A 21321-nucleotide genomic window follows, 5' to 3' on the forward strand; every position below is an offset into this window, starting at 1 on the left:
AATGACAGATATCGTATACCGGCTTGGTCCGGGTTGTGAAGTCGATGACATCGTTGAAGGCAGCATGTACATCGGCAAAGTCCAGGGTTTTGCGACCTTTGGCACCTTCGTTCAGTTAAATGACAAAACCAAAGGTCTTCTCCATAAAAGCAATGTGCTGACCGATAAACAGGAACGCGATTCGATCATCGTTCTCGTCAATCAAGTCCGTCCCAACGGCAATATCGATCTCCGGGAGGTCATCCTTCAGGAAGGAAGCTATGAGACCCAGCTTGTCGCAAAAAAAGTCACGCTTACAAAACTCTCCGATCTCGCATCAAAAATCGGCAGAAACGTGACGATCGAAGCTGATGTCGTGCAGATCAAACAGACCTCGGGTCCGACCATCTTCACCATCTGTGATGACTCAGGCGTCGAGGATGCGGCGGCTTTCACCGAAGCAGGCGTCCGGTCCTATCCTGAAGTAAATCTCGGCGACATCGTCAGAGTATTCGGCGAAGCCACCCGCAGAAACAACCAGATGCAGATCGAGGTCTCCGGCATGCAGGTCCTCAAAGGCGAGGAAGCCGACAACGTCCGCGGCCGGATCAACCGTGCTCTTGAAGCCCGCGCCGAACCTCCGGAAGTCAGCCCGATGGTCAAAAGCGATGTCATCGAAGCTCTCTGGCCCGAGATGCGAAAACTTGCAAAGATCGTCCGCCGTGCCGTTCTCACTCAGCAGCCGATCATCATCCGTCACCACGCGGATGCCGACGGAATCTGTGCTGCTGTCTCTGTCGAAACAGCCGTGACCCAGTTCATCCGGGACAATGGCGGAGATCCGGATCAGGACAACTTCCTTCTGCGCCGCTCGCCCTCGAAGGCTCCCTTCTATGAGATAGAAGATGTGACCCGCGATCTGGACATGATGCTCAAAGACAATGTCCGGTTCGGTCAGAAACTTCCGCTCATCCTTCTCATGGACAACGGATCGACCGAAGAAGACATGCCGTCATACAAGATGACCGAGGTCTATGGTCTTGACGTCATCGTTGCCGACCACCACCATCCCGATGACACGATCGACAAGTATCTCCTTTGCCATGTCAATCCCTATCATGTCGGCGGCGACTTCGGCGTCACTGCAGGCATGCTTGGAACGGAAATTGCCCGGCTGATCAACCCCGCCGTCGAATCACGCATCATGCATTTCCCGGCAGTTGCCGGCGTTGCGGACAGAAGCGAGGCTCCCGAGCTTGACTCCTATCTTGCATTGATCGAAGGAAAATACACCCGCGATGAATGCAAGGATATGGCCCTGTCCCTTGATTACGAGCAGTACTGGCTCAGATTCAATGACGGACGCGAGATCGTCAAAGACATCCTCAACATCAACAATGCTCCGGAACGCCATCTAAAACTCGTGAACCTTCTCGTAACCGAGGCAAACCTCGCGATCGAGGATCAGATGAACACCATGATGCCGCATGTCCATGATCAGAAACTCACTTCCGGTGCGAATCTGTTCCTTGCCGATGTGGAGATGTTTGCACACCGGTTCACTTTCCCGCCTCCGGGCAAATCCTCCGGCGAAGTTCACGATATCCTCTGCAAAAAGTACGTGAACGAACCGGTCGTCACGCTCGGTCTTGGTCCGGACTTTGCGGTCATCAGATCCCGTGGTGTTCGGATGAATATCCCGCAGATGGTCAGATCCATGCGGGATGAGATGCCCGGAGCAGGGATCTCCGGCGGCGGTCACCTTGTCGTCGGCAGCATCAAATTTGTCGAAGGCATGCGTACGCAGGTCATCGAAAAGATGGTCGAAAAAATCTCTCAATTTCCGGCAGCATCACTCTAAAACACCCGGATAACTTTTTTTTGATCAGTTTCGATCATGCAGAGCCTTCATAACAATATCTTTATAATGTAAAAGATACAATACTTACGTGAGGTAAGTCAAAATGGCCGAACCTAAAACAATTCTTGAACGATACAACGAAACCCAGGCGAAGATCCTCGGATACCTGAAAGCAGGTGTATCCAAGGGCGGGAGATTTTTTAAAGCGAAGTATATCGCAAAAGATCTCGGTCTCTCTTCAAAGGAAGTTGGGACAAATCTCGCCATCCTCTCCGAAATCTGTGATGAGCTGGATATCAGCCGCTGGAGTTACTCCAACAGTACCACATGGATGGTAACAAACAGATCGATGTAAATAGAATATCTGATATCACCCCGATATTCCCTTTTTGTTTTCCCGGAGGAAAACAACAAACTTAATTACTGTTCCTTTCCTCTATGTTAGTATGGCTGTTAAAATTTTTGAGATAGTGGAAACCTTGGAATTTGTATCTGATATCGACGGGGAAAAGGACTGTCTTATGGCGCAGCAGGGTCCTCACTGGTTCAACATAGATGTCCCGAAAGGCTCCGGTCTCAAGGCCGGCGACAAAGTCCGTGTCATCGTCGAGAGGGCTGAATAGGCACAAGGATATGGAACGCAAACCTCTGCTGATCATTGCAGGCCTGGTCTGTCTGGCTGCCGTGATTGGTCTGATCATCTTGTTTACCGGGGGGACATCTCTGACTGCGGGGACGTCCGTCTACGAGGACGGCGTCTTAACGACCCCTGTCCATTATAATGGTGAACCAAAAGACGTCTGGTTCCTTTACAATATATTCCGTCAGGATACTCTTCTCTCCTCAACGCAGGTGTGTGAATCCGAATCTGTTCTTGGGACGCTGATACAGGGCGACTCTGTAACGGAACTGCAGATTGATCTTTCGCCAGGCGAGTACAAGGTTTTTATCTATGTTCTCGAACGTGATGAAGGAACGAAACGTATAACCGGCTTCATTCAGAATATTCAGATCAGATGATGCAGATCTTTGACAATGCCCTTCTTTTTGATCCTGCGGGTGCAGAGTGGCGGCCGGCAGCGTTTTCTGCTGAAGACGGTCTGGTGTGCGCTGTTGGCGCTCCGGGCTCTCTGACGGGACATCGGGTAACCGACCTTGGCGGCGCCCGGGTCGTTCCAGGCTTGATCGACGCCCATGTCCATATCGAAAGTTCCCTTCTCACTCCCCGCGAGTTCGGCCGGCTGTCCCTCAGAAACGGCGTGACCACAGTGATAGCCGACCCTCACGAGATCGCAAATGTCTCGGGTTGTGCCGGAATCGATTTCATGATCCGGGATGCGAAGAGTTCGCCGGCTGATATTTTTTTCATGATCCCTTCCTGCGTGCCGGCGACCCCGCTGGATAAAGGCGGCGCGGTCATCTCCGCAGAGGATGTCGCCTCTTACAAAAACACTCCTTCGGTCATCGGGCTGGGTGAGATGATGAATGTTCCGGGCGTGCTTTCCGGCGATCCCGAGGTCCTTGCAAAGCTGGCCGTCTTCGATCACATCGACGGCCATGCGCCGGGACTTTCCGGCGAAGCGCTCTGCAGCTATGTGGCCCGGCATATCAAAACGGATCATGAGTGTACTTCCGCTGATGAAGGCCGCGAAAAACTCTCTCTTGGGATGTATGTCCTTCTCCGGGAAGGCGATGCCGCAAAAAATATCGCCGCTTTGTCAGAGATCGTAAATGATATGACGGCGTCCCGCTGCTGTTTCTGCACAGACGACCGGCATACGGACTCTCTGGTCCGTGAAGGTTCGATCGATCATTGCATACGGGTCGCGATGAACTGCGGGATGAAACTTGAGCATGCTCTCCGTCTTGCGACGCTTTCCGCTGCCGATTGTTTCGGTCTGGCCGACCGCGGGATGATCGCCCCCGGAAGGGTCGCGGACTTCTGCATACTGGTGGATGGTCCCGAATTTGCGGTTTTGGAGGTGTATAAAAACGGCATGCCTGCTTCATCGATAGATATGCCGGGCAGCTCTCCGTCCTGCGCTTCGCCGCCATTTTCCTGCCGTGTTCCAAAAAAGGAGGAACTTGCTCTTCCTGCGGGAAAACTCCGGGTCATCGGCCTTGTTCAAGGTGAGATCATAACGGAGGTTCTCGACAGTGAGACGGCCGGGGATCTCTGTAAAGTCGTGAGTGTCGACCGGTACCGGTCCGAAGGGTCTGGTGTGGGTCTTGTTTCAGGATTTAACTTTAAGAAAGGCGCGATCGCGGCATCGATCTCGCATGATGCCCATAACATCATCGCGGCAGGCGTCACGGATGAGGAGATCATTCTGGCGATCCGCGCTGTGACAGACGGCGGCGGAGGTATGGCAGTTGTCTGTGACGGAAAAACGAGCGTCCTTTCCCTCCCGTGCGGAGGGCTGATGACCCCGCTTGCGTATGAAGAGGTCGCACAACAGCTGGAAGAGCTTGCCGGCCGGCTGAAGATGACGGGCGCATCTCCGGCGGCGTTCATGAACCTGGCGTTTCTCTCCCTTACGGTGATCCCGCATCTCAGGATCACGCCCCGTGGTCTATTCGACGGAGATCTCTTTCAGGATGTGCCGATCCGGTTTTCGTAGGGGAAAAGACTATCTCGTTTTCGAGACATACGTATCACAATGAACCTCTCCCGGATCTTTTCCCTGATAATGATAGCAGCACTCCTGCTCCTCTTCATTCCAGGCCAGGCTTTAGCAAATTCCGGGGTGATCATCACGCTTCCTGAGGGGAATCAGACGGTCTCCGGCGATTCTTCGGTGCTGACTGAAGGATCCAACCGGTACGGATATCTGACCGTCCGCTCCATGGATATCGCTCTCTCGGGAACGGAAGCGGAGATCACCGTGCAGTATGAGGTCACCCCCTGGATCGCGTTTCTGGTCTTTCTTTTCGGCAAACAGGATCTGAAAAACCGTGTGCTCTCGGTTGTCGGATATCCTGAGCCGGGAAAAGACAGCCAAACGGCGGTCTACACCTATGTTGACAACAGTCGTGCGGTCATTGTTGTAAAAAATGCGGTGATCGATTATGAGGACGGATCTTACTGGTATCCGGCTCACACCTTTGGAACGGTGATCCCGAAACTGACGTTCATCATCGGTCCTGCCGAATCAAAGATCTACAGCAATATCAAGGTCATGCAGAAAGGTTTCGGGTATTTCCAGTAAGGGTCCCGGTATCTTTTTCAGTACTTAACTTTTTTATACACGGGTTTTCTTTTCTTTCCGCTCGTCTCTTCCTCCTCCAGTTTCAGTCTCATCTCTATCCATGCCCGGACTTGTTTCTGGACACGCGGTCTGAGATAGATGCCGAGAAATGCGACTCCAAGGCCTGCTATCGTGAGGAGCATCATTGCGATGATCCCGTCTGTAGTGTTGAACGGGAACGGTTCGACCGGAGAGATGGACAGGAAATAGATCACTGCACCGTAGGCTATCATACCGATCGCAACAAAAAAGAACGGCACGACAAATATCCGTGAGATCCCTGCCTGATAATTCTGGACGTAATCCGTGATCTTTCCGGCTGATGCCACCAGTCCGGCAACGATGACCCAGATGAGCGCTCCATACAGGAACGTCAGGCCGAGATAGAGGATGCCGACGTCTCCCGAGTTTGGATAATTGGCGATCACGCTCATCAGCCCTGAAATGATCCCGGCGATGACGAGAATGACTGCGACCAGATAGGCAATAAAGGAGAACTGTCCCTTTCTGAACGATTCGGTTATCGCGTGCCAGACGTAGACGAAGTACTGGTCGAAGTTGAAACCTTTGAACAGAAGATATAAGCCGATGATCCCTACTGCCACCAGAACTGCCGAAATCCCGGGTGCCAGCAAGGCGACCAGGGCATAGAGCAGAAGGACCAGGCCGACCGGCAGGAGCACACTTCTTGCGATCTTGGGGTCGTTCAGCAGCTTTTTGATGATATAATAGGTCCCTTCAATGTTTGGCAGCTGTTTGATGATCACGCGTACAACGCTTGCCACCTTCAGATGTGACTGGATGATCGGCAGAACGTATTCATCCTCCGCCCCGTCGGAGATAAGTATGCAGTCGGTGGATCCGGTGATCCCGATGACCTGTTCGAGCAGTTCGCCTATCCGCCTGTCGCCTTCGAGCATATTCATATGGTTGCCCCCTATTACGGCGACCTCTACGTCCTCGCCTTCTGCTTTCAGCTGGTCATAGGTTTTTATTGCCTGAAAAATGGCATTCGTATCGGAATCTTCCGGATCGGCGATGCCGAGCCGTGTGGCTGCATCGAGACATGCTTCCCTGCCGACCGCGGGGCTCTCGACACCGGCCTTGTATCCCACGTCGTCATCTCTGTCAATGCTCAGAATCAGCGTACGTGCCCTCATTGTTATACAGTTACCATTTATGGATTAAATATCTGTGGGAAAAAAGCGGGAAAAAATATGGGTTATATTTGGAAAACTTCAGATAAGCTTTGAGCGCTGAAGTTTTAATAAGTCCTCGGTCGTCAGCCTCTCGCCGCTCTTGAATGCGTTGAAGATGGTTTCTGCTTCCTTTCTTGCGGACTTGTTCTCTTTTACGCTCTTGACTTTCTTCTGCTTTGAGCGGATGCCTGTCAGGACCTTATCATAATCACGCAGCTGTTTCTGGCATTCAAGGAACTGTTTGTGCTCTGCATCTGCAGCTTCCTGTGCTTCAACGAACTGTTTGTGTTTTGCATCTGCACCTTCCCGTGATTTGTCGGCTTTTCTGTAGCACTCGACCATAAGGTCGTGGTGTTTCTGGGCGAGCTCGGCTTTTTCAGTAACTTCTGCATGGATAGCAGAGGCCTGTTTGCGGTACTCGCGTGCCTCGATTAAACGGGTGCGGACTTCTTTGTTCTGTTCGTGCTCGACTTCCTGGTCCTTGAGTTCGGCTCTGAGCTGTTTGATTTTGTCAACAAGCTCATTTTCCTTCTCTTTGGACATCTGTTCAGTCTGCTGTCTCTCTTCGAGCTGGTCGATCTGACGCTGGATGTCTTTTGCGGAGGGTTTCTTTTCGTGGCTCTGCGCCGCGGAACCGGTTCCCTGTTCGCCTCTGAGGGCATCGATCTCTTCAAAGAGAGTGTTTGCCTTGTCGTTTAACTCGTTCCTCTTCTCTTTCAGGGACTGAACGTCGTTATTGGACTGGTCACGGAGCTCTTTGTTTTTCTGTGCGTCCTCGACATACTGGCGGGTTGCGTTGTTCAACTCGTTTCTCTCGCGGGCAAACTGGCTTGCCTGGGAGTTCAACTCGTTCCGCTTTGCTTTGTGTTCTTCAGACTCTTCAAGGAGTAATTTTCTTTTATCGACAAGATCTTCGGTCAACGTTCTTACCTATCCTGAGCAGCCGTCCGCAGAGAGATGGATCCAAGGGTCGCCCGCGCTGGAGATAATACCAAAATGCATGAAAAATGACGCAAAAACAAGTGCAAAGTTTCAATGATAGTATTCAATCTCCTGTACCGGCGGCCGACTCGTTGGAATCTTCCGACTCCGCAGATATACGACTTTCCTATAATTAGTGGTGGTATGGGGAAATAAAGGTGTCGTATACTTCTTATGAAAAAACAGTCTTTTTTACCACAACCCCTGTATCATAGGGTTGGGGTGTTTTGGGCAGACGGTGCAGGTGTCTGCCGGAGTATATGCCCAAAAAGGATGGGCATACGCCAAGGCGACGACGTACCTTTCGGCGTTATGCTTCATCCTGGCGGGGTATAGTATTGCGGTGTGTGGAAGTATGGCGTTTTACATGATCCAGTCAAACGAGGAGCCGCTGCGTGCAGTGGCAGTGTTTTGCTGATGGGTCATGGGAGAGGCGGATGGACTGTGTGAGGATGGTGTCTGGGAGGAGTTGCCTGCCTGGAAGGTGGTGACCGAGTGGCCGCCTAAGATCTGCGGGCACTGGATACCGGTCATGATGGCCATGACTGATACTTTTCCTTCGAAGTCTTTGCGGACCCGTGCTCCCCAGATGACATCTGCATGCGGGTCAAGTTCGTAGGTGAGCTGCTGGGCGATCTCTTCCGCATCGTGGAGGGTGAGATCGTTTCCGCCGGTGATGTGGATCAGACTGCCGGTTGCTCCGCGGAAGTCGATGTCGAGAAGCGGGTGGGCAAGACAGTCGCGAATGACGGACTCAGCCTTGTTCTGCTGTTTGGATTCGCCGACGAGCATAACGGCAAGTCCGCCCTTGCTCATGATCGCGCGGACATCTGCATAATCGATGTTGATCAGTGAGGGTTCGGTGATCGTTTCGGAGATGCCTTTGACAGTCTCGGCGATCAGCTGGTCCATGACAGAGAATGCCTGACCGAGCGGCAGATTCGGCACGAAGTTCTTGAGTCTGTTGTTGTCGAGAACGATGACCGAGTCGGCTGCCTGGCGCATTGCCTCGAGGCCGTCTTCGGCTTTGAGCATTCTCGCCCGCTCTACCTGGAATGGGTAGCTGACCATTGCAATGACGATTGCGCCGTGTTCTTTGGCGATCTGCGCGACGACCGGCGCGGATCCGGTTCCGGTTCCTCCGCCCATGCCTGCGGTGACAAAGACGAGGTCCGCATCTTTTAAGATCTCTTCAAGGGTGGGGCGTGCCATCTCGGCGGCACGGCGGCCCACGTCCGGGAATCCGCCGGCTCCAAGGCCGCGGGTCAGGGATTTCCCGATCAGAACGCGCTTATCTGCCTGGATCATGTCCAGGTGCTGTTTATCGGTGTTGATGGCGATGGTTTCGGAACCTGCGACCTTCATGTTGTGGAGTCTGTTGATCGTGTTGTTTCCTGCGCCGCCGCACCCTACAATAACGATCCTTGGCTGTCCGAGCATGTCATCGTCGTCAACGATGGATGTCTTCTGAATTCCTTTTTCGAGCTCTGAGTTCTTCAGCGCTTCATTGATAATACTCTGCATTTTTTGTAAACACCCCAATGATTTTACTGTTATAATCGTGCGTCAAATGTGACAATCTGGTCATTATCACGCACTATCCTGTCTCCCCGCTTGGAAAGATACTCTCTTACTGCATAACGGACTGCCTCTGAAATAGTGGGAAACTCGCCTGTCTGGACAAGTTTTTCAAGCAGTTCGACCTGCTGGGGGGGTAGGCGTATGGTGACTCTGTCCATTTTAACTCCAATCTGACTTTTGTCAGCCAATTGTCTGTCCTCTGTCTGACAAATGTTAGACATAGAGCTGACGTCCGATCTTGGACAAAATCTAATTGGATGTTTGATTATATAAATGTATCGTGTGGTATTTGTGTGTTAACACAAAATCAGTTTCTATCTGTGGTATATTTATGCCGCCGGAGACTAAGATTATACTACAAAATGCAGAAACATTTTCCTGAGAAAGCGGTCCATGGCGGGCGGATTATTGCTCTAAGGCAAAAATATGGTCCGGATCTTCTTGACGTGAGTGCAAGTATGAATCCGTTTCTGCCTCTAATTTCGTGCGATTTTCAGGAGATCGATCTCTGCGTGTATCCTGATGATACATATAGTGCATTAAAGGATAAAATCGGACATGTTTTTTCCCGGCCAACCGATGAGATCTGTGTGGGGAACGGTTCTGCAGAACTGATCAGAGTCTACTGCAATGTTCTTCTCTCTCCAAACGACACGGTCAGGATCGATCCTCCGACATTTGGGGAGTATGGTCTTTCTGCGAAACTTGCCGGCGCCAATGTTGTTTCCGGCAGGGATGCTGATCTCCGGATCATCTGTAATCCGAACAATCCTACTGGAATTCTGCGATCACGCGAAGAAATGCTCGCTCTTCTGGATGACTGTACGAAAAAGAATTCCCGGCTCTTTGTGGATGAAGCTTTTATGGAGCTCGCTGCACGCAATGAATCCATTTCTGATATCAGGTCAGATGATCTTTTTGTGATGCGTTCGATCACCAAATGCTTCTCGGTTCCCGGGATCAGATTCGGGTTCGGTTTTGGTCCTGCCGATCTGATCGAAAAGATCGAGACGGTTCGGACCCCCTGGACGGTGAATGCCTTTGCGGAAGCCTTTACTATGCGGGCTCTTGATCACTATGACGATCTCGTTCTCTCTGCGGAAAAGATCTCTGCTGAACGTGAGTGGTACTTCGCCCGTCTCACCGAACTTGATCTCTCCTTCGAACCAAGTTCGGTGAACTATATATTAGTGCATCTTGGAAGAAATGCATCGGAGTTCACCGAGTCGATGCTTGAACACGGTGTTCTTGTAAGGGACTGCACGTCGTTTGGTCTCTTTGAATCGATCAGGATCTCGGTCGAGACGCGGGAGAAGAACCTCCGTGTCGTGGAGGCTCTGTCTGCATGCTTGCGCTGATCCTTGCCGGCGGTGAAGGTTCAAGACTCCGCCTCGGAGAAAAAGCTCTGGTCATGGTCCATGACCGACCGATGATCTCCTGGGTGATCGAGGCATTCATTGACGCCGGGTGTGAACCGGTCGTTGTGACCTCCTATAAAACGCCCTTTACCCGGAACTGGTGTCGGGCGAACAATGTTCTGTTTATCGATACGCAGGGGACCGGATACGTCGAGGATCTCTGTGAAGCAGTCGAGATCTCCGGAGAAGACGGCCCGCTCTTCACCTCCGCGGCGGATATCCCCTGCCTCACGGCAGACATCATCGGGCAGGTTCTTGAGGCATATGATGCATCAGGCAAACCCGCCTGTTCAACCTGGGTCCCGATTGCTCTTTGTGAACGATACGGCATGCAGCCGAGATACCGCGAGATCATTAACGGAGTTCCGGCGACTCCGTGCGCAGTAAATATTTTCATGGGAAGTCTTGTTGCCGAAGTGCAGGACGAACTCTGTCTTTTGCTCGATGAGCCGGGTCTCGCGTTCAATATCAATACGCGTGAAGAGCTTGCGGTTTTAGAACGGGAATTTTGTTCCGTTCGTCCTTGTTAGCGAACACCTTTTTTTCTGCAAACCCAAAAAGCCGTAAGTATAAACACTCCGTCCCGCCAATACTATCTACTCAACATGGCAGATGCAGATATTCGAAACGATATATATGTCCTGGCACTGGAAAACGCGGTTAAACATAAGACCGTTCCCCGTGCCGGCGCAATTCTCGGCAGTGTGATGGGGGCCCACCCCGAACTTCGTGCAAAAGCAAAAGAGATCAATGCTCTCATTCCGGAGATCCTCGAAGAGGTTGCCTCCCTCTCAATAGAGGAACGCGAAGAGAAACTGATGTCTCTCAATCCCGGGGCAATAGAAAAGATGCATGAGAAAAAGGAGCGGAGCCATGAACTTCCTGATCTTCCAAACGCACAATCCGGGGTCGTTATGCGGTTTGCGCCAAATCCGTCAGGTCCTCTTCATCTGGGACATGCCCGCGCCTCGGTGCTGAACGACTACTACGTCAAAAAATACGGCGGCAAATTCTATTACCGTGTCGAAGATACCGACCCGAAACGTGTCGACCCGGCAGCATACGAAATGGTTACCGAGGATCTTGCATGGCTTGGCATCGGGATCACCGATGTGATCTATCAGTCGGATCGTTTTGCTGTCTACTACGAGTATGCACGAAAACTCCTCCAGCTCGGCGGAGCATATATGTGTACCTGCGATAACAACGAGTTCCGCGAGAAAAAGCTCAAGAAGATCGCCTGTCCGTGCCGCGAGATCTCCGTCGAAGAGAATCTGAAGAGATTCGACGACATGCTTGCCGGAAAGTATGCCGAAGGCGAGATCACACTCCGGGTAAAGACCGATATCGCTCATCCGGATCCGGCGGTCCGCGATTTTGCCGCGATGCGTGTTTTAACGAGCACGCCCCACCCGAGAAAGCCGGAGATCTTTGTTTATCCTCTGATGAACTTCTCGGTGGCGGTCGATGATCATCTGCTTGGCATGACGCACGTTATCCGCGGGAAGGATCATATCGCCAACACCCGCCGTCAGGAGTATATCTACAACTACTTCGGCTGGAAGATGCCGTACTTCTATCATTACGGAAGAATGTCGATCGCCGGACTCGAGTTGTCCACGTCCGGCATGCGCAAAGGGATCAACGAAGGTCTCTACACCGGATGGGACGACATCCATCTCGGAACGCTTCGCGCTCTTGCACGCCGCGGCATTCAGCCGGAGGCAGTTCGCGCTGCCACGATCGATATCGGCATGGGCGATACGGATATATCGTTCTCCTGGGAGAATCTGTTTGCCCAGAACAAGGCGGTCATCGATGCCGGAGCGGATCGGTACTTCTTCGTTCCGGAGCCAGTTGAGGTGGAGATCACCGGCGCTCCCAAGACCGAGGCACATGCTCCGGTATATCCAAATCAGCCCGAGCGGGGAGAACGCGTTCTTCCGTTCACGGGCCGCGTTCTTCTGCCGAAGGGCGAGATGGAAAAAGGCGGGATGCTTCGGCTCAAGGATCTGTTCAATATCAATATCACTGGTCCGAATTCGGCAGAATATGCGGGTGATTCGCTTGCCGATGCACGTTCTTCTAAGGCTGCGATCGTTCAGTGGCTTCCGATCGAAATGGCTGCTCCCTGCTCGCTTCTTATGCCGGAAGGCATCTTCGAAGGGTTCTGCGAGCCGGCGGTTCGCGGGTATGCGGGCCGGATCGTTCAGTTCGAGCGGGTCGGCTTTTCCAAGATCGACGCAGTAAATGATGGAAAAGTGATCGCGTACTTCACTCACCGCTGATGTCGGCGTCCGAGGTTGCCGGACTTCTGTCCGCGGAGGAGGTCACGCTTTCGCATATCCGCCGTGCCGTTCATCATCTCCCGAAATCGTGCCGCGCTGTTCTTTACGACGAGGCACACCCCCTCCATCCTTCTGCGGTCGGCGAGTTTTTTGAAGCCCTCTCGTATGAACTTCTTTTGAGCGCATCGGAGAGTTCCCCCTCTGTTGTTTCGATTGCCGCGAAACTTGCCGATGCGGTTTTTATTCCGTATGATAAATACTCCCCCGACGGTTTGTGGTATTCGCGGGACGGCGGCATCCGGTTTAAGATGAAGGGCCGCGTCGCGGCGGAGATGGATCTTCTCATCAAAACCAGTGACGGTGTCCGTATCTTCGGGGAGGTGATCTCCGGTTCTGCGGGGACCAAAGGATTCCTGTCTGAGATCGCGGCGAAAAAAGCTCTTTTGTCCGAGATATACGGTGACCCGGTCGAGTTTCTGCTGGTCCTTCCTTACGAGCCGCACTCCGGTCTTCGCTGTGTTGGGGAAAACGATGCCTTCGCGGTCATCCCTGATGGGGATACTCTTTACCGAAATGTGCCGAAGTCTGAGGTGATGATGCGAAAACTTTCCCCGGCGAAGAGTACAAAACGGGTGGACGGCAGGGTCTGGTAATTTTTCGCGGATTTTACATAGGATTTACGGGGCTCTTTTCGAATCGGATCGACATGAACACTGCATACCGTCTGCGTAAAAAAAGAGATCAGCAGATATTTTCAGAATATGTATCATCCTGTCAACATCTGCTCAAATACCTGCTCCCTTATCTGACCATCTCGCCGTGGAGCGTGAGGTCCAGGCCGATATACTCCTCATCCTCAGAGACCCGCAGGCCGACCGTTTTGTCCACGATCCAGGCAAGGAAATAGGTCGCTCCAAACGCAAACGCCGCGGTAATGCATGCATCCAGGATCTGGATCCCGAACAGATAGGCGTTCCCCTCAATAAGACCGGACGCTCCGCCGACCGCCGCCGTCGCGAAGATACCGCAGGCGATCGTCCCCCAGAACCCGCCCACGCCATGGATCGACCAGGCGTCCAGACTCTCGTCGAATCCCTTCTTCACACGCCAGATAAGCGCGTAGTAACAAAGGATCCCGGCGACCGTTCCGATTAAAAGCGCGGCCCACATATTCACAAATCCTGCCGCCGGCGTGATCGCGCCAAGGCCGGCGATCGTTCCCGAGATAAAACCGAGCGAACTGGGTTTTCCATGCCGCCAGTTTGCGATCATCCAGGAGATCGTTCCGGCTGCCGCTGAAAGCAGTGTCACCATGATCGCATGGATCGCGAGATCGCTCGCTGCAAGAGCGCTGCCTCCGTTGAATCCCATCCAGCCGAAAAGCAGCACACCGCCGGCAAAAAACGTCAGCGGGATGTTCTGGGGATGTAAATTGTACGAACCGAACCCTGATCTTTTTCCGATATAGATCGCGAGAGCGAGCGCCCCGAACCCGGCGCTGATATGCACGACCGTTCCGCCGGCAAAATCGAGAGCGCCGAGCTGCTGGAGCCAGCCTCCTCCCCACAGCCAGTGGGCGATCGGATCATACACCAAAGTCGTCCAGAGCACGCCGAAAAGCAGAAACGCTCCAAACTTCACGCGTTCGGCAACCCCCGAGACGATGATCGCGAGTGTGAGCCCGGCAAACGTCATCTGGAACGCGGCAAACAACATGTCGGGGATCTGCAGGCCAAGCGTTGTTCCAAAATCCACGCCGGCAAATCCCAGATGTTCAAGACCGCCGATCACCAGCATATCCGTTCCAAACACCAGCGAATAGCCGATCAGGAACCACTGGATGATCACGATCATCAGTGATGAGAATACAAGCATCAGAACCGAAATAAAGTTCTTTTTGCGAACCATCCCGCCGTAGAAAAGACCCAGGGCGGGCGTCATTAAAAGTACAAGGGCAGTTGAAGCAAGTACCCAGGCAACAGATCCGGTGTCAATCATGTAGTGGCCTCCATCAGAGCCGGGACCTGCATGTCTGTGATACAGGACAGACCCTCATGCGTCCCGGCTCACAGATATTTTACACCTGATGTATTGACCGTCTGAATATATAAATCCTGACAATGTCTAGCATGTCACACGTTATCATGTATTTTTCAAGAGGATGAAAGCCGGGGATTTTGGCTGTAAAAATTCCGGGTCAGATATTTAAGATACGGTGACCTATTTGAAGTATGTCACGCCGGCCGTGCCAGCGGTGAGAAAAAAAACATGGATCCGCCTGAATTCCCCTGGGGCCTGGATGCCGATGAACTGCAGAAAGCCTTTGCCGTCGATCTCGGAAAAGGACTCACCTCCGCTGAAGCGGAAAAACGCCTCAGGGAATCGGGAACAAATACTATAATCGAATACAACAGGATCTCATTTTTCCGGATACTCCTGTCTGAACTCAAAGAACCGCTCATCGTGATCACCCTCCTGATAGGCATCGTCTACAGCATATGGGGGCAGATCGGCGACACGATCACGATCCTCATCCTCATTTTGTTCGTTACAATAGTTGAGGTCTACACCGAATTCAAAGCCAGAAAAAGTATGGACGCCCTGAAAAAACTGGGAGCTCCGACGACCTGGGTCATCAGAGACGGAAAACCTGACGAGATCTCCGCCTCCTCTGTCGTGCCCGGAGATATCCTGATCCTGAAAAGCGGCGTTCGGGTCAGCGCAGATATTCGGATCCTGACCGCCCGCGGTCTCGAGGTCGATGAATCGCAGCTCACCGGCGAATCCATGGGTGTTGGAAAAAGCGCCGGTAAAATCCCCCGGACTGCGGGACTCAGCGACCGGACGAACATGATCCATATGGGCAGCGTGATCCTGAAAGGTAAAGGGACCGGTATCGCGGTGCAGACCGGGATGGATACCGAACTCGGGCGGATAGCCGGCCTGACCCAGGAGGCTCCCGATCCAAAGACCCCCATGCAGGGATCCACGCTTCACCTGACCAAAAATCTGATCGGGCTCGCGGTTATCTTCAGCATCGCGATCCCCATCCTCGGATTTTTCCGCGGTCTGTCCCTTCCGGATATGATCCTGACCGGCCTTTCCCTTGCTCTCGCCACGATCCCGGAAGAACTCCCCATCATCATGACGATGCTGCTTGGCTTTGGGGCGATCCAGCTCGCAGGAAAGCATGTCCTCATCCGCCGGACGAAGGCCGCCGAAACTCTGGGCAGCGTCACGGTGATCGCGACCGACAAGACCGGCACGCTGACGGAGAACAGGATGAGCATCGAGGCATGGACCGAGGCAAACGAAAAGCAGCTGTTCACCGTCGGCGTTCTTATGGCCGATGTCTCGCTTGACGAGGACGGAAACTTTCTCGGCGACCCGATGGACAAGGCAGTTGTGCAAAAAGCAGGTGAGCTCGGGATCGAACGAAGCGTTCTGCTGCAGGATAACCGGCTTATCCATGACTCCGGATTCGATGAAGTCCGAAAAATATTTCTGATGAAGTATGCCTGCCGGGGAAAAGAACGCGATCTCATCAAAGGCGCTCCCGAAAGCGTGTTTGCCCTCTCCCGTCCCGATCCGGAAATGACCGCTCAGCTGAATGCATCTATCACCGCCGGATACCGGACGATCGCCGCCGGATGGAAAGAACCTTTGGAAGAGAAGTACACCCTCGCCGGTCTGATCAGTTTCGATGATCCGATCCGTGAAGCCGTAAAACCGGCGATCCGGGAGTTTTCCAATGCGGGGGTCCGGGTCATCATGATAACCGGCGACCATGCGGGAACCGCCGCCCGGGTCGCGGAGGATGCAGGCATATCCGGATGCGCTGTTCTTACCGGTGATGATATCCGCGATATCTCCGATGCCGCTCTCAAAGAAAAGGTGATGACCTGTAACGTGTTTGCCAGGATCACCCCCGAAGAAAAACTCCGGATCGTTGCCGCCCTGCATGAAAACGGCCAGGTGGTCGCCGTAACGGGAGACGGGATCAATGACGCTCCGGCTCTCAAATCGGCCGATATCGGGATATCATTTGGGATCTCGGGAACGGATGTCGCGAAAGAAGCGTCCGACATGATCCTGACGAACGATGATTTCACCTCCCTTGTGGATGCGATCAAAGAAGGCAGGCGTCTGTATGAAAACATGTTCAAGTGCATCATGTACACGCTTGCAAGCAAGATCGGTCTGGTCTTTATGCTGCTGCTTCCGATCCTGCTCGACCTTCCGCTTCCGTTTGCTCCGATCCAGATCATCATCATGGAGCTATTTATGGATCTTTCCGCATCCACATCCTTTGTCGTGGAACCGGCCGAGTCCGATCTGCTGAAGCAGAAACCGCGTGACCCAAACGAGAAGTTCATGAACAAAAAGATGATCTCCGGGATCTTTACCGGCAGTGTCACGCTTACGGCGGTTGTTTTGTCCGTCTACTTCTTCAGCTGGGGGATGACCGGCGATCTGGCGGCAGCCCAGACCTATGCCTTTGCCGCATGGCTGCTTTCTCACATCTTTTTAGCGATGAATATGAGAACGAGCCGCATTCCGCTGATCCGTGTCGGCTACTTTTCCAGCAAAGCTATGAACATCTGGATGGTCGGCGTGGTGGTTTTCCTGGTCATCGCACTGAACGTTCCCTTCTTTATCGAGTACCTGAAGTTGTCTCCGGTCGGGATCCTGCCGATCATCGGGGTCGCTCTTCTCTCGTTTGCCGCGACCTACTGGATCGAGATCAGAAAAATACTGCGCTTAAAAAAAGTGAGCCGGGTTACGTGAGGTCCGGCCCGTTTGCATCCGTCACGATGTCGTGTCCTTTTTCATCGATGCAAAGGACGGAGAGGAGGCTCTTTGGATCTTGTGCATGCAGTTTTTCGAAGAGGAGATACAGGGTTTTCACGTCTTCGGAACCGAGCGGGAGATTCTTATCCTTATTTTTGGTTATCCGCTTGATCGCATCCGACTCCTCAGGGGACATCTTTTCGCTGTATGCCGCGGTGAACCGCTCTACTTTCTGACGCCAGGGTCCCTGCCGGGAGGTGTTGATGACCTTGCGAAAGTCGAGGTCTTTTTTTACGGGAGCTGCCGTCTGGGATTTTTGCGGAGCGGCGTTTGGGCGGGACGGAAGGAAGATCTTTTCATGGACCGTTTTCTGCATGACCGGTTCGGGCCGTTTTCCCGGTTCCTGCTGTTTACTTAGGATCCGAAATCCGTTTCCGTGTTTGGTGAGGATCTCGTCGTCGATGACCCTGAGTTTCATATTTGAGAGATTCATCCCGATATCGGTTATTTTGAAGATGGTCGTGTCGTTGTGTTCGACCATGCCGGTTTTTATGAGATAAAACAGCGCGTCGTTCACTTTCGTGTCGAAGATCCCCTTTCCTCTGCCGCCGGTCTGCATGATCTGTTCCTCCAGTGTCAGGCTGAACACAGCGATGAGGCTGTCTTTGATCTCTTTTCGTTTGTGCGGGGCGCCATCGGAGAGGAAGTTTAGGATCGGCGCATACATCAGGGAGTACTGTTTTGGAAGAGGCATGATTCGCACGGGGTAAAAGGGGCTGGAGGATATTTAAAATTTTCGCCGGACGGGCTGGGAAAATCTATTTAGCTTCATCTGCCGTTCACTCAGATATGACGACCGGGAACGCTGGTTTAAAAGTACAGGGCCGTGAAATCGCAGAAAACACTGCCCGTGCGATGTGGATGCGGGAATATATTCCCGAAGCGCTGCCGCCGGAAATCCTGCAGAGGATCGGTGGCCGGAAGAATTCCAGCTCAGCTTTCGGTGAACGCATGCGGATGAGACTTGCGGATCTTCTGGCCGCTCCTGAGAGTTTCACGCCGGATTATACAAAGCGCTATACCGAGCTTTCCAGATACGCCGGGGATCTGACGCCGCATCAGGCGTATGCGATGACCAATCTTTTCGGTCTTGACAGCGCCCGGGGGTATAAGGAGCTGCCGTCCGATAAAAAATTCAGCTTTCCCGACGATGACCGCCCGCAGTTTGAGTATCAGGTCGGCTGGCACTTTTTCGTCGGCAATGTCTTCGATACTCAGGGCAGGGAGTACGGGATCCAGCTGATGTTTTGGCGGTATGCTCTTCTTCCGCCGAAGATGGCAGAAGAGGCGGGACTGACCGATCTCGAGAATCAGATCGTTGAGGTCCATCTGGCGGTGAGTTCGGCGGGCAGGAGGCATTACCGTATCCGGCCGGTCATCGTCGCGGGAACGACGGGTCTCATCGATTTTTCGACCGAACCGTATCGGTATTCGATTGGAAAACACTGTATTTCATCTCAGTCGAAGGATTCTCTCTTTCCGCTGAGGCTTCAGGCATGGGGGGTCGACAACCATGAGGAGGTGCCTGCCGAGATATCGATCGATATCACCGTTTCGCAGACCAAAGGCTATGTCCTGAACGGTGATGAGGGCATGCTTCCAAGTTGCGGAGGGGTCGGGACGCTGTATTATTCGGTGCCGAATCTCCGGGTCGATACTAATCTGAGCCGAATCTCGATCGAGGGAGAGGAGATCAGTCTGGCGGGCGGGAAGTTCTGGTATGATAATCAGTGGGGGACTGGTTTTATGCCGTCAGGCAGTCCGCGCAGCGAGGTCCTTCGTGCCGCGGGGATGCTTGAGGATAAGCCCGGGGTCGGCTGGGACTGGATGGAGGTGCAGTTCGATAACGACACCGAGCTGGCTCTTTCCTCGATCCATACAAAAGAGCAGAAGGAGTTCGTGATGCAGACAGGCCCTCTTCCTCCGGGGATAATGACGGCTCCTGCCGTCGGATCGTTTATTCAGCAAAACGGGGAGTATTTTCCGATAAAAGCGGTGATGAAGGTGACCGACTGGGTGCAGAGTTTTGTGACGGACGGTCCGTATCTGACGACCCGCGCCTGGTATCCGAACCGGGTGGAGATCACTGTGGAAACTGCGGAGGTCCCGGAGGGATGCAGACGGTTTGTGATGATCCCGATCGTTCTGACGGGTCAGCATGGATTTTTTGCGGCAGGGGCGGAGTATTCGGAAGGTGCGGTCAGGATCGAGTCACCCGACGGCAAACGGATCGGATCGGGCTTTTTGGAAAATGTCAGTTATGCGGATGCCTGCAGACAGAATCTGCGGCTTGCCGGGATCCCGGATACGCCGGAGAATGCGGAGCTCTTTGCAAAGCCGGCGATCCCCGGGGAGCTGAAGGCGGCCGCGGCTGCTTTTCTGATGAAGCCTGAGAATGCGGCGAAGCTTGCAGCGGAGCTCGCAAACTGCAGAGGGCTTTGAGGGGACTGCAAAAAGGGGAAAGGGGCGAAAGGTTTTTGGGCCGAGGGTCTGCCGTCCCCATCCCGATCTTTACATGCCGCATGGAAGCACCCTATCAAAATGTAAAAATATCCTGCCCTGCAAAACAAACTGATCATTCAAAAACCCATAATACCAAGACACTCTCATTAAGAATGTATATTAGAGAGAATGTGAAATCATTATAGATACAAATATCCTGCCCGCGGCAGGAACCCAGATACTGCAGGAACATATGAAAAGTATAACCGGCTCGGCAAAATGCAGCACATACGACAGGGAAAAAGTACTTGAGGCTGTAGGTAAAGCAATAAAAGCCTCAGGCGGACTTCCCCGCGTCGACGGCAGAAAAGTCCTCTTGAAACCCAACCTCTTATCAGACGCCGGCATCGACCGCGCTATCACCACCCACCCGGAAGTCGTTTATGCTGTCGGGAAAATGATCATCGACGCCGGCGGTGTCCTGACCATAGCCGACAGTCCCGGCGCCGGGATCATCTACTCGCCCAGGGTCCTCAAAAGGGTCTACCACAAATGCGGCATCGAAAAAGTCGCGGAAGAGCTCGGCATCAAACTCTCTTACGACACCGGCTATCAGGAACGCTCCTGTCCTGCCGGAAACGTGATGAAACGGTTCACCGTCATCAACCAGGCATGCGACGCCGACGTCATCATCTCGGTCTGCAAATTAAAGACCCACATGTTCACCCACTTCTCCGGCGCCGTCAAAAACACCTTCGGCGTCGTCCCTGGTCTGGACAAACCCGTCTTCCACTCAAGATTCCCCGACGCTATCGACTTCTCCGAGATGCTTGTTGACTTGAACGAACTCATCGAACCCGACTTCGTCGTCATGGACGCGATCGTCGGGATGGAAGGAAACGGCCCGATGGGCGGCCAGCCGCGGGACGTCGGCTACATCCTTGCTTCGCATTCGGTCTACGGTCTGGACATCTCCGCCCAGACCCTCGTCAACATGCGGCCCGAATCCATCGGAACAACTATGGCCGCTCTTCGGCGCGGACTCGTCGAAGAGGTCGAGGTCGAAGGAGACGAGATCGTCCCGATCGAAGACTACGTCCACCCGTCCACCTATCACGGCAGACAACACGAATCCTGGCACAAAAAAACGATCTACCGCAAACTGCAAAGGGTCGGCAAGATCTATGAACCCTCTCCGGTCATCAACCTCAAAAAATGTCTGGGATGCGGGCAGTGTGCACGCATCTGCCCGGTCAAAGCCGTCGAGATAATCCAGGGAAAAGCCGTCTTCGACCTGACGAACTGTATCCGGTGTTACTGCTGCCATGAAATGTGCCAGTATCACGCCATCGAACTCAAACGCTCGATCAGCGGAAAAGTCATCCACAAAGTCATCCACTGACGACCCTTTTTTCGCCCGCAAAAAAGCCCCGATGCCGGAAACGGACGTACTCATCTTATTATTGTTCAGCC

The 21321-nt window shown here is 53.1% G+C and carries 19 protein-coding genes; 13 read left to right on the forward strand and 6 right to left on the reverse strand.

The window, feature by feature from the left end:
• The first annotated feature begins 1 nt into the window (after position 1).
• The 6 genes from H575_RS02130 (at position 2) to H575_RS08880 (ending at position 5049) form a co-directional block, all read left to right on the forward strand.
• On the forward strand, positions 2–1840 hold the full coding sequence (locus H575_RS02130) for a DHH family phosphoesterase (protein WP_042697213.1): 1839 nt from the start codon (positions 2–4) through the stop codon (positions 1838–1840).
• 103 nt (positions 1841–1943) lie between these two features.
• Positions 1944–2195 carry a DUF7123 family protein gene (locus tag H575_RS02135; RefSeq protein WP_042697216.1) on the forward strand — a complete coding sequence of 84 codons (252 nt, stop codon included), beginning with the start codon at positions 1944–1946 and terminating at the stop codon, positions 2193–2195.
• A 91-nt stretch (positions 2196–2286) separates the two neighbouring features.
• Entirely contained in the window at positions 2287–2463 is a 177-nt protein-coding gene (locus H575_RS09455) for a hypothetical protein (RefSeq protein WP_167816131.1), read from the forward strand.
• Positions 2464–2473: 10 nt separating this feature from the next.
• Positions 2474–2860: a hypothetical protein gene (locus H575_RS02140; protein ID WP_042697219.1), complete on the forward strand. Its 387-nt coding sequence runs from the start codon at positions 2474–2476 to the stop codon at positions 2858–2860.
• Complete coding sequence (ade, locus tag H575_RS02145) at positions 2857–4461, forward strand: adenine deaminase (protein ID WP_042697222.1); 1605 nt, start codon at positions 2857–2859, stop codon at positions 4459–4461. Before H575_RS02140 ends, ade begins: the two co-directional genes overlap by 4 nt.
• Positions 4462–4530: 69 nt before the next feature.
• A complete protein-coding gene (locus H575_RS08880) occupies positions 4531–5049 on the forward strand; it encodes a hypothetical protein (RefSeq protein WP_143744987.1) in 519 nt (172 codons plus the stop codon).
• Positions 5050–5066: 17 nt separating this feature from the next.
• Here H575_RS08880 and H575_RS02155 read toward each other — a convergent pair whose 3' ends face one another.
• The 4 genes from H575_RS02155 to H575_RS02170 form a co-directional block, all read right to left on the reverse strand.
• Positions 5067–6248 carry a DUF373 family protein gene (locus tag H575_RS02155; protein ID WP_042697227.1) on the reverse strand — a complete coding sequence of 394 codons (1182 nt, stop codon included), beginning with the start codon at positions 6246–6248 and terminating at the stop codon, positions 5067–5069.
• A 78-nt stretch (positions 6249–6326) separates the two neighbouring features.
• Positions 6327–7208, reverse strand: a complete 882-nt coding sequence (locus H575_RS02160) for a coiled-coil protein (protein WP_042697230.1) — start codon at positions 7206–7208, stop codon at positions 6327–6329.
• Between the two features lie 423 nt (positions 7209–7631).
• Complete coding sequence (gene ftsZ, locus H575_RS02165) at positions 7632–8792, reverse strand: cell division protein FtsZ (RefSeq protein WP_042697233.1); 1161 nt, start codon at positions 8790–8792, stop codon at positions 7632–7634.
• A 29-nt stretch (positions 8793–8821) separates the two neighbouring features.
• Positions 8822–9007: a ribbon-helix-helix domain-containing protein gene (locus H575_RS02170; protein ID WP_042697687.1), complete on the reverse strand. Its 186-nt coding sequence runs from the start codon at positions 9005–9007 to the stop codon at positions 8822–8824.
• Positions 9008–9307: 300 nt separating this feature from the next.
• Between H575_RS02170 and H575_RS02175 the strand changes: the two genes are divergently transcribed.
• The 4 genes from H575_RS02175 (at position 9308) to H575_RS02190 (ending at position 13208) form a co-directional block, all read left to right on the forward strand.
• Complete coding sequence (locus H575_RS02175) at positions 9308–10207, forward strand: pyridoxal phosphate-dependent aminotransferase (RefSeq protein ID WP_245554482.1); 900 nt, start codon at positions 9308–9310, stop codon at positions 10205–10207.
• Entirely contained in the window at positions 10195–10797 is a 603-nt protein-coding gene (locus H575_RS02180) for an NTP transferase domain-containing protein (RefSeq protein WP_042697239.1), read from the forward strand. The genes H575_RS02175 and H575_RS02180 overlap by 13 nt, the downstream gene beginning before the upstream one ends.
• 75 nt (positions 10798–10872) lie before the next feature.
• The gene (locus H575_RS02185; RefSeq protein ID WP_042697244.1) at positions 10873–12555 is read left to right on the forward strand and encodes a glutamate--tRNA ligase; all 1683 of its coding nucleotides are present in this window, start codon (positions 10873–10875) and stop codon (positions 12553–12555) included.
• On the forward strand, positions 12555–13208 hold the full coding sequence (locus H575_RS02190; protein ID WP_042697248.1) for a hypothetical protein: 654 nt from the start codon (positions 12555–12557) through the stop codon (positions 13206–13208). The genes H575_RS02185 and H575_RS02190 overlap by 1 nt, the downstream gene beginning before the upstream one ends.
• 148 nt (positions 13209–13356) lie before the next feature.
• On the opposite strand, the gene H575_RS02195 is transcribed toward H575_RS02190, so the two are convergent.
• Positions 13357–14553, reverse strand: coding sequence for an ammonium transporter (locus H575_RS02195; protein WP_042697251.1), 1197 nt, complete (start codon positions 14551–14553; stop codon positions 13357–13359).
• Between the two features lie 270 nt (positions 14554–14823).
• Between H575_RS02195 and H575_RS02200 the strand changes: the two genes are divergently transcribed.
• Positions 14824–17343, forward strand: a complete 2520-nt coding sequence (locus H575_RS02200; RefSeq protein WP_052319919.1) for a cation-translocating P-type ATPase — start codon at positions 14824–14826, stop codon at positions 17341–17343.
• On the opposite strand, the gene H575_RS02205 is transcribed toward H575_RS02200, so the two are convergent.
• A complete protein-coding gene (locus H575_RS02205) occupies positions 17336–18100 on the reverse strand; it encodes a winged helix-turn-helix domain-containing protein (protein ID WP_042697254.1) in 765 nt (254 codons plus the stop codon). The genes H575_RS02200 and H575_RS02205 overlap by 8 nt on opposite strands.
• Positions 18101–18195: 95 nt before the next feature.
• On the opposite strand from H575_RS02205, the gene H575_RS02210 reads away from it, so the two are divergent.
• Together H575_RS02210 and H575_RS02215 are read left to right on the forward strand one after the other, a co-directional pair.
• Positions 18196–19848: a lipocalin-like domain-containing protein gene (locus tag H575_RS02210; protein WP_042697258.1), complete on the forward strand. Its 1653-nt coding sequence runs from the start codon at positions 18196–18198 to the stop codon at positions 19846–19848.
• 253 nt (positions 19849–20101) lie between these two features.
• Positions 20102–21250, forward strand: coding sequence for a DUF362 domain-containing protein (locus H575_RS02215; protein WP_042697260.1), 1149 nt, complete (start codon positions 20102–20104; stop codon positions 21248–21250).
• The last annotated feature ends 71 nt before the right edge of the window (positions 21251–21321 follow it).

The sequence above is a fragment of the Methanocorpusculum bavaricum DSM 4179 genome (assembly GCF_000430905.1).
Taxonomy (GTDB): Archaea; Halobacteriota; Methanomicrobia; order Methanomicrobiales; family Methanocorpusculaceae; genus Methanocorpusculum; species Methanocorpusculum parvum.

Excerpts from the sequence above, each read along its gene's own strand:
- H575_RS02130 (WP_042697213.1), top strand. The coding sequence starts at position 2 with ATGACAGATATCGTATACCGGCTTGGTCCGGGTTGTGAAGTCGATGAC.
- H575_RS02135 (WP_042697216.1), top strand. The coding sequence starts at position 1,944 with ATGGCCGAACCTAAAACAATTCTTGAACGATACAACGAAACCCAGGCG.
- H575_RS09455 (WP_167816131.1), top strand. The coding sequence starts at position 2,287 with ATGGCTGTTAAAATTTTTGAGATAGTGGAAACCTTGGAATTTGTATCT.
- H575_RS02140 (WP_042697219.1), top strand. The coding sequence starts at position 2,474 with ATGGAACGCAAACCTCTGCTGATCATTGCAGGCCTGGTCTGTCTGGCT.
- ade (WP_042697222.1), top strand. The coding sequence starts at position 2,857 with ATGATGCAGATCTTTGACAATGCCCTTCTTTTTGATCCTGCGGGTGCA.
- H575_RS08880 (WP_143744987.1), top strand. The coding sequence starts at position 4,531 with ATGATAGCAGCACTCCTGCTCCTCTTCATTCCAGGCCAGGCTTTAGCA.
- H575_RS02155 (WP_042697227.1), bottom strand. The coding sequence starts at position 6,248 with ATGAGGGCACGTACGCTGATTCTGAGCATTGACAGAGATGACGACGTG.
- ftsZ (WP_042697233.1), bottom strand. The coding sequence starts at position 8,792 with ATGCAGAGTATTATCAATGAAGCGCTGAAGAACTCAGAGCTCGAAAAA.
- H575_RS02170 (WP_042697687.1), bottom strand. The coding sequence starts at position 9,007 with ATGGACAGAGTCACCATACGCCTACCCCCCCAGCAGGTCGAACTGCTT.
- H575_RS02175 (WP_245554482.1), top strand. The coding sequence starts at position 9,308 with ATGAATCCGTTTCTGCCTCTAATTTCGTGCGATTTTCAGGAGATCGAT.
- H575_RS02180 (WP_042697239.1), top strand. The coding sequence starts at position 10,195 with ATGCTTGCGCTGATCCTTGCCGGCGGTGAAGGTTCAAGACTCCGCCTC.
- H575_RS02185 (WP_042697244.1), top strand. The coding sequence starts at position 10,873 with ATGGCAGATGCAGATATTCGAAACGATATATATGTCCTGGCACTGGAA.
- H575_RS02190 (WP_042697248.1), top strand. The coding sequence starts at position 12,555 with ATGTCGGCGTCCGAGGTTGCCGGACTTCTGTCCGCGGAGGAGGTCACG.
- H575_RS02195 (WP_042697251.1), bottom strand. The coding sequence starts at position 14,553 with ATGATTGACACCGGATCTGTTGCCTGGGTACTTGCTTCAACTGCCCTT.
- H575_RS02200 (WP_052319919.1), top strand. The coding sequence starts at position 14,824 with ATGGATCCGCCTGAATTCCCCTGGGGCCTGGATGCCGATGAACTGCAG.
- H575_RS02205 (WP_042697254.1), bottom strand. The coding sequence starts at position 18,100 with ATGCCTCTTCCAAAACAGTACTCCCTGATGTATGCGCCGATCCTAAAC.
- H575_RS02210 (WP_042697258.1), top strand. The coding sequence starts at position 18,196 with ATGACGACCGGGAACGCTGGTTTAAAAGTACAGGGCCGTGAAATCGCA.
- H575_RS02215 (WP_042697260.1), top strand. The coding sequence starts at position 20,102 with ATGAAAAGTATAACCGGCTCGGCAAAATGCAGCACATACGACAGGGAA.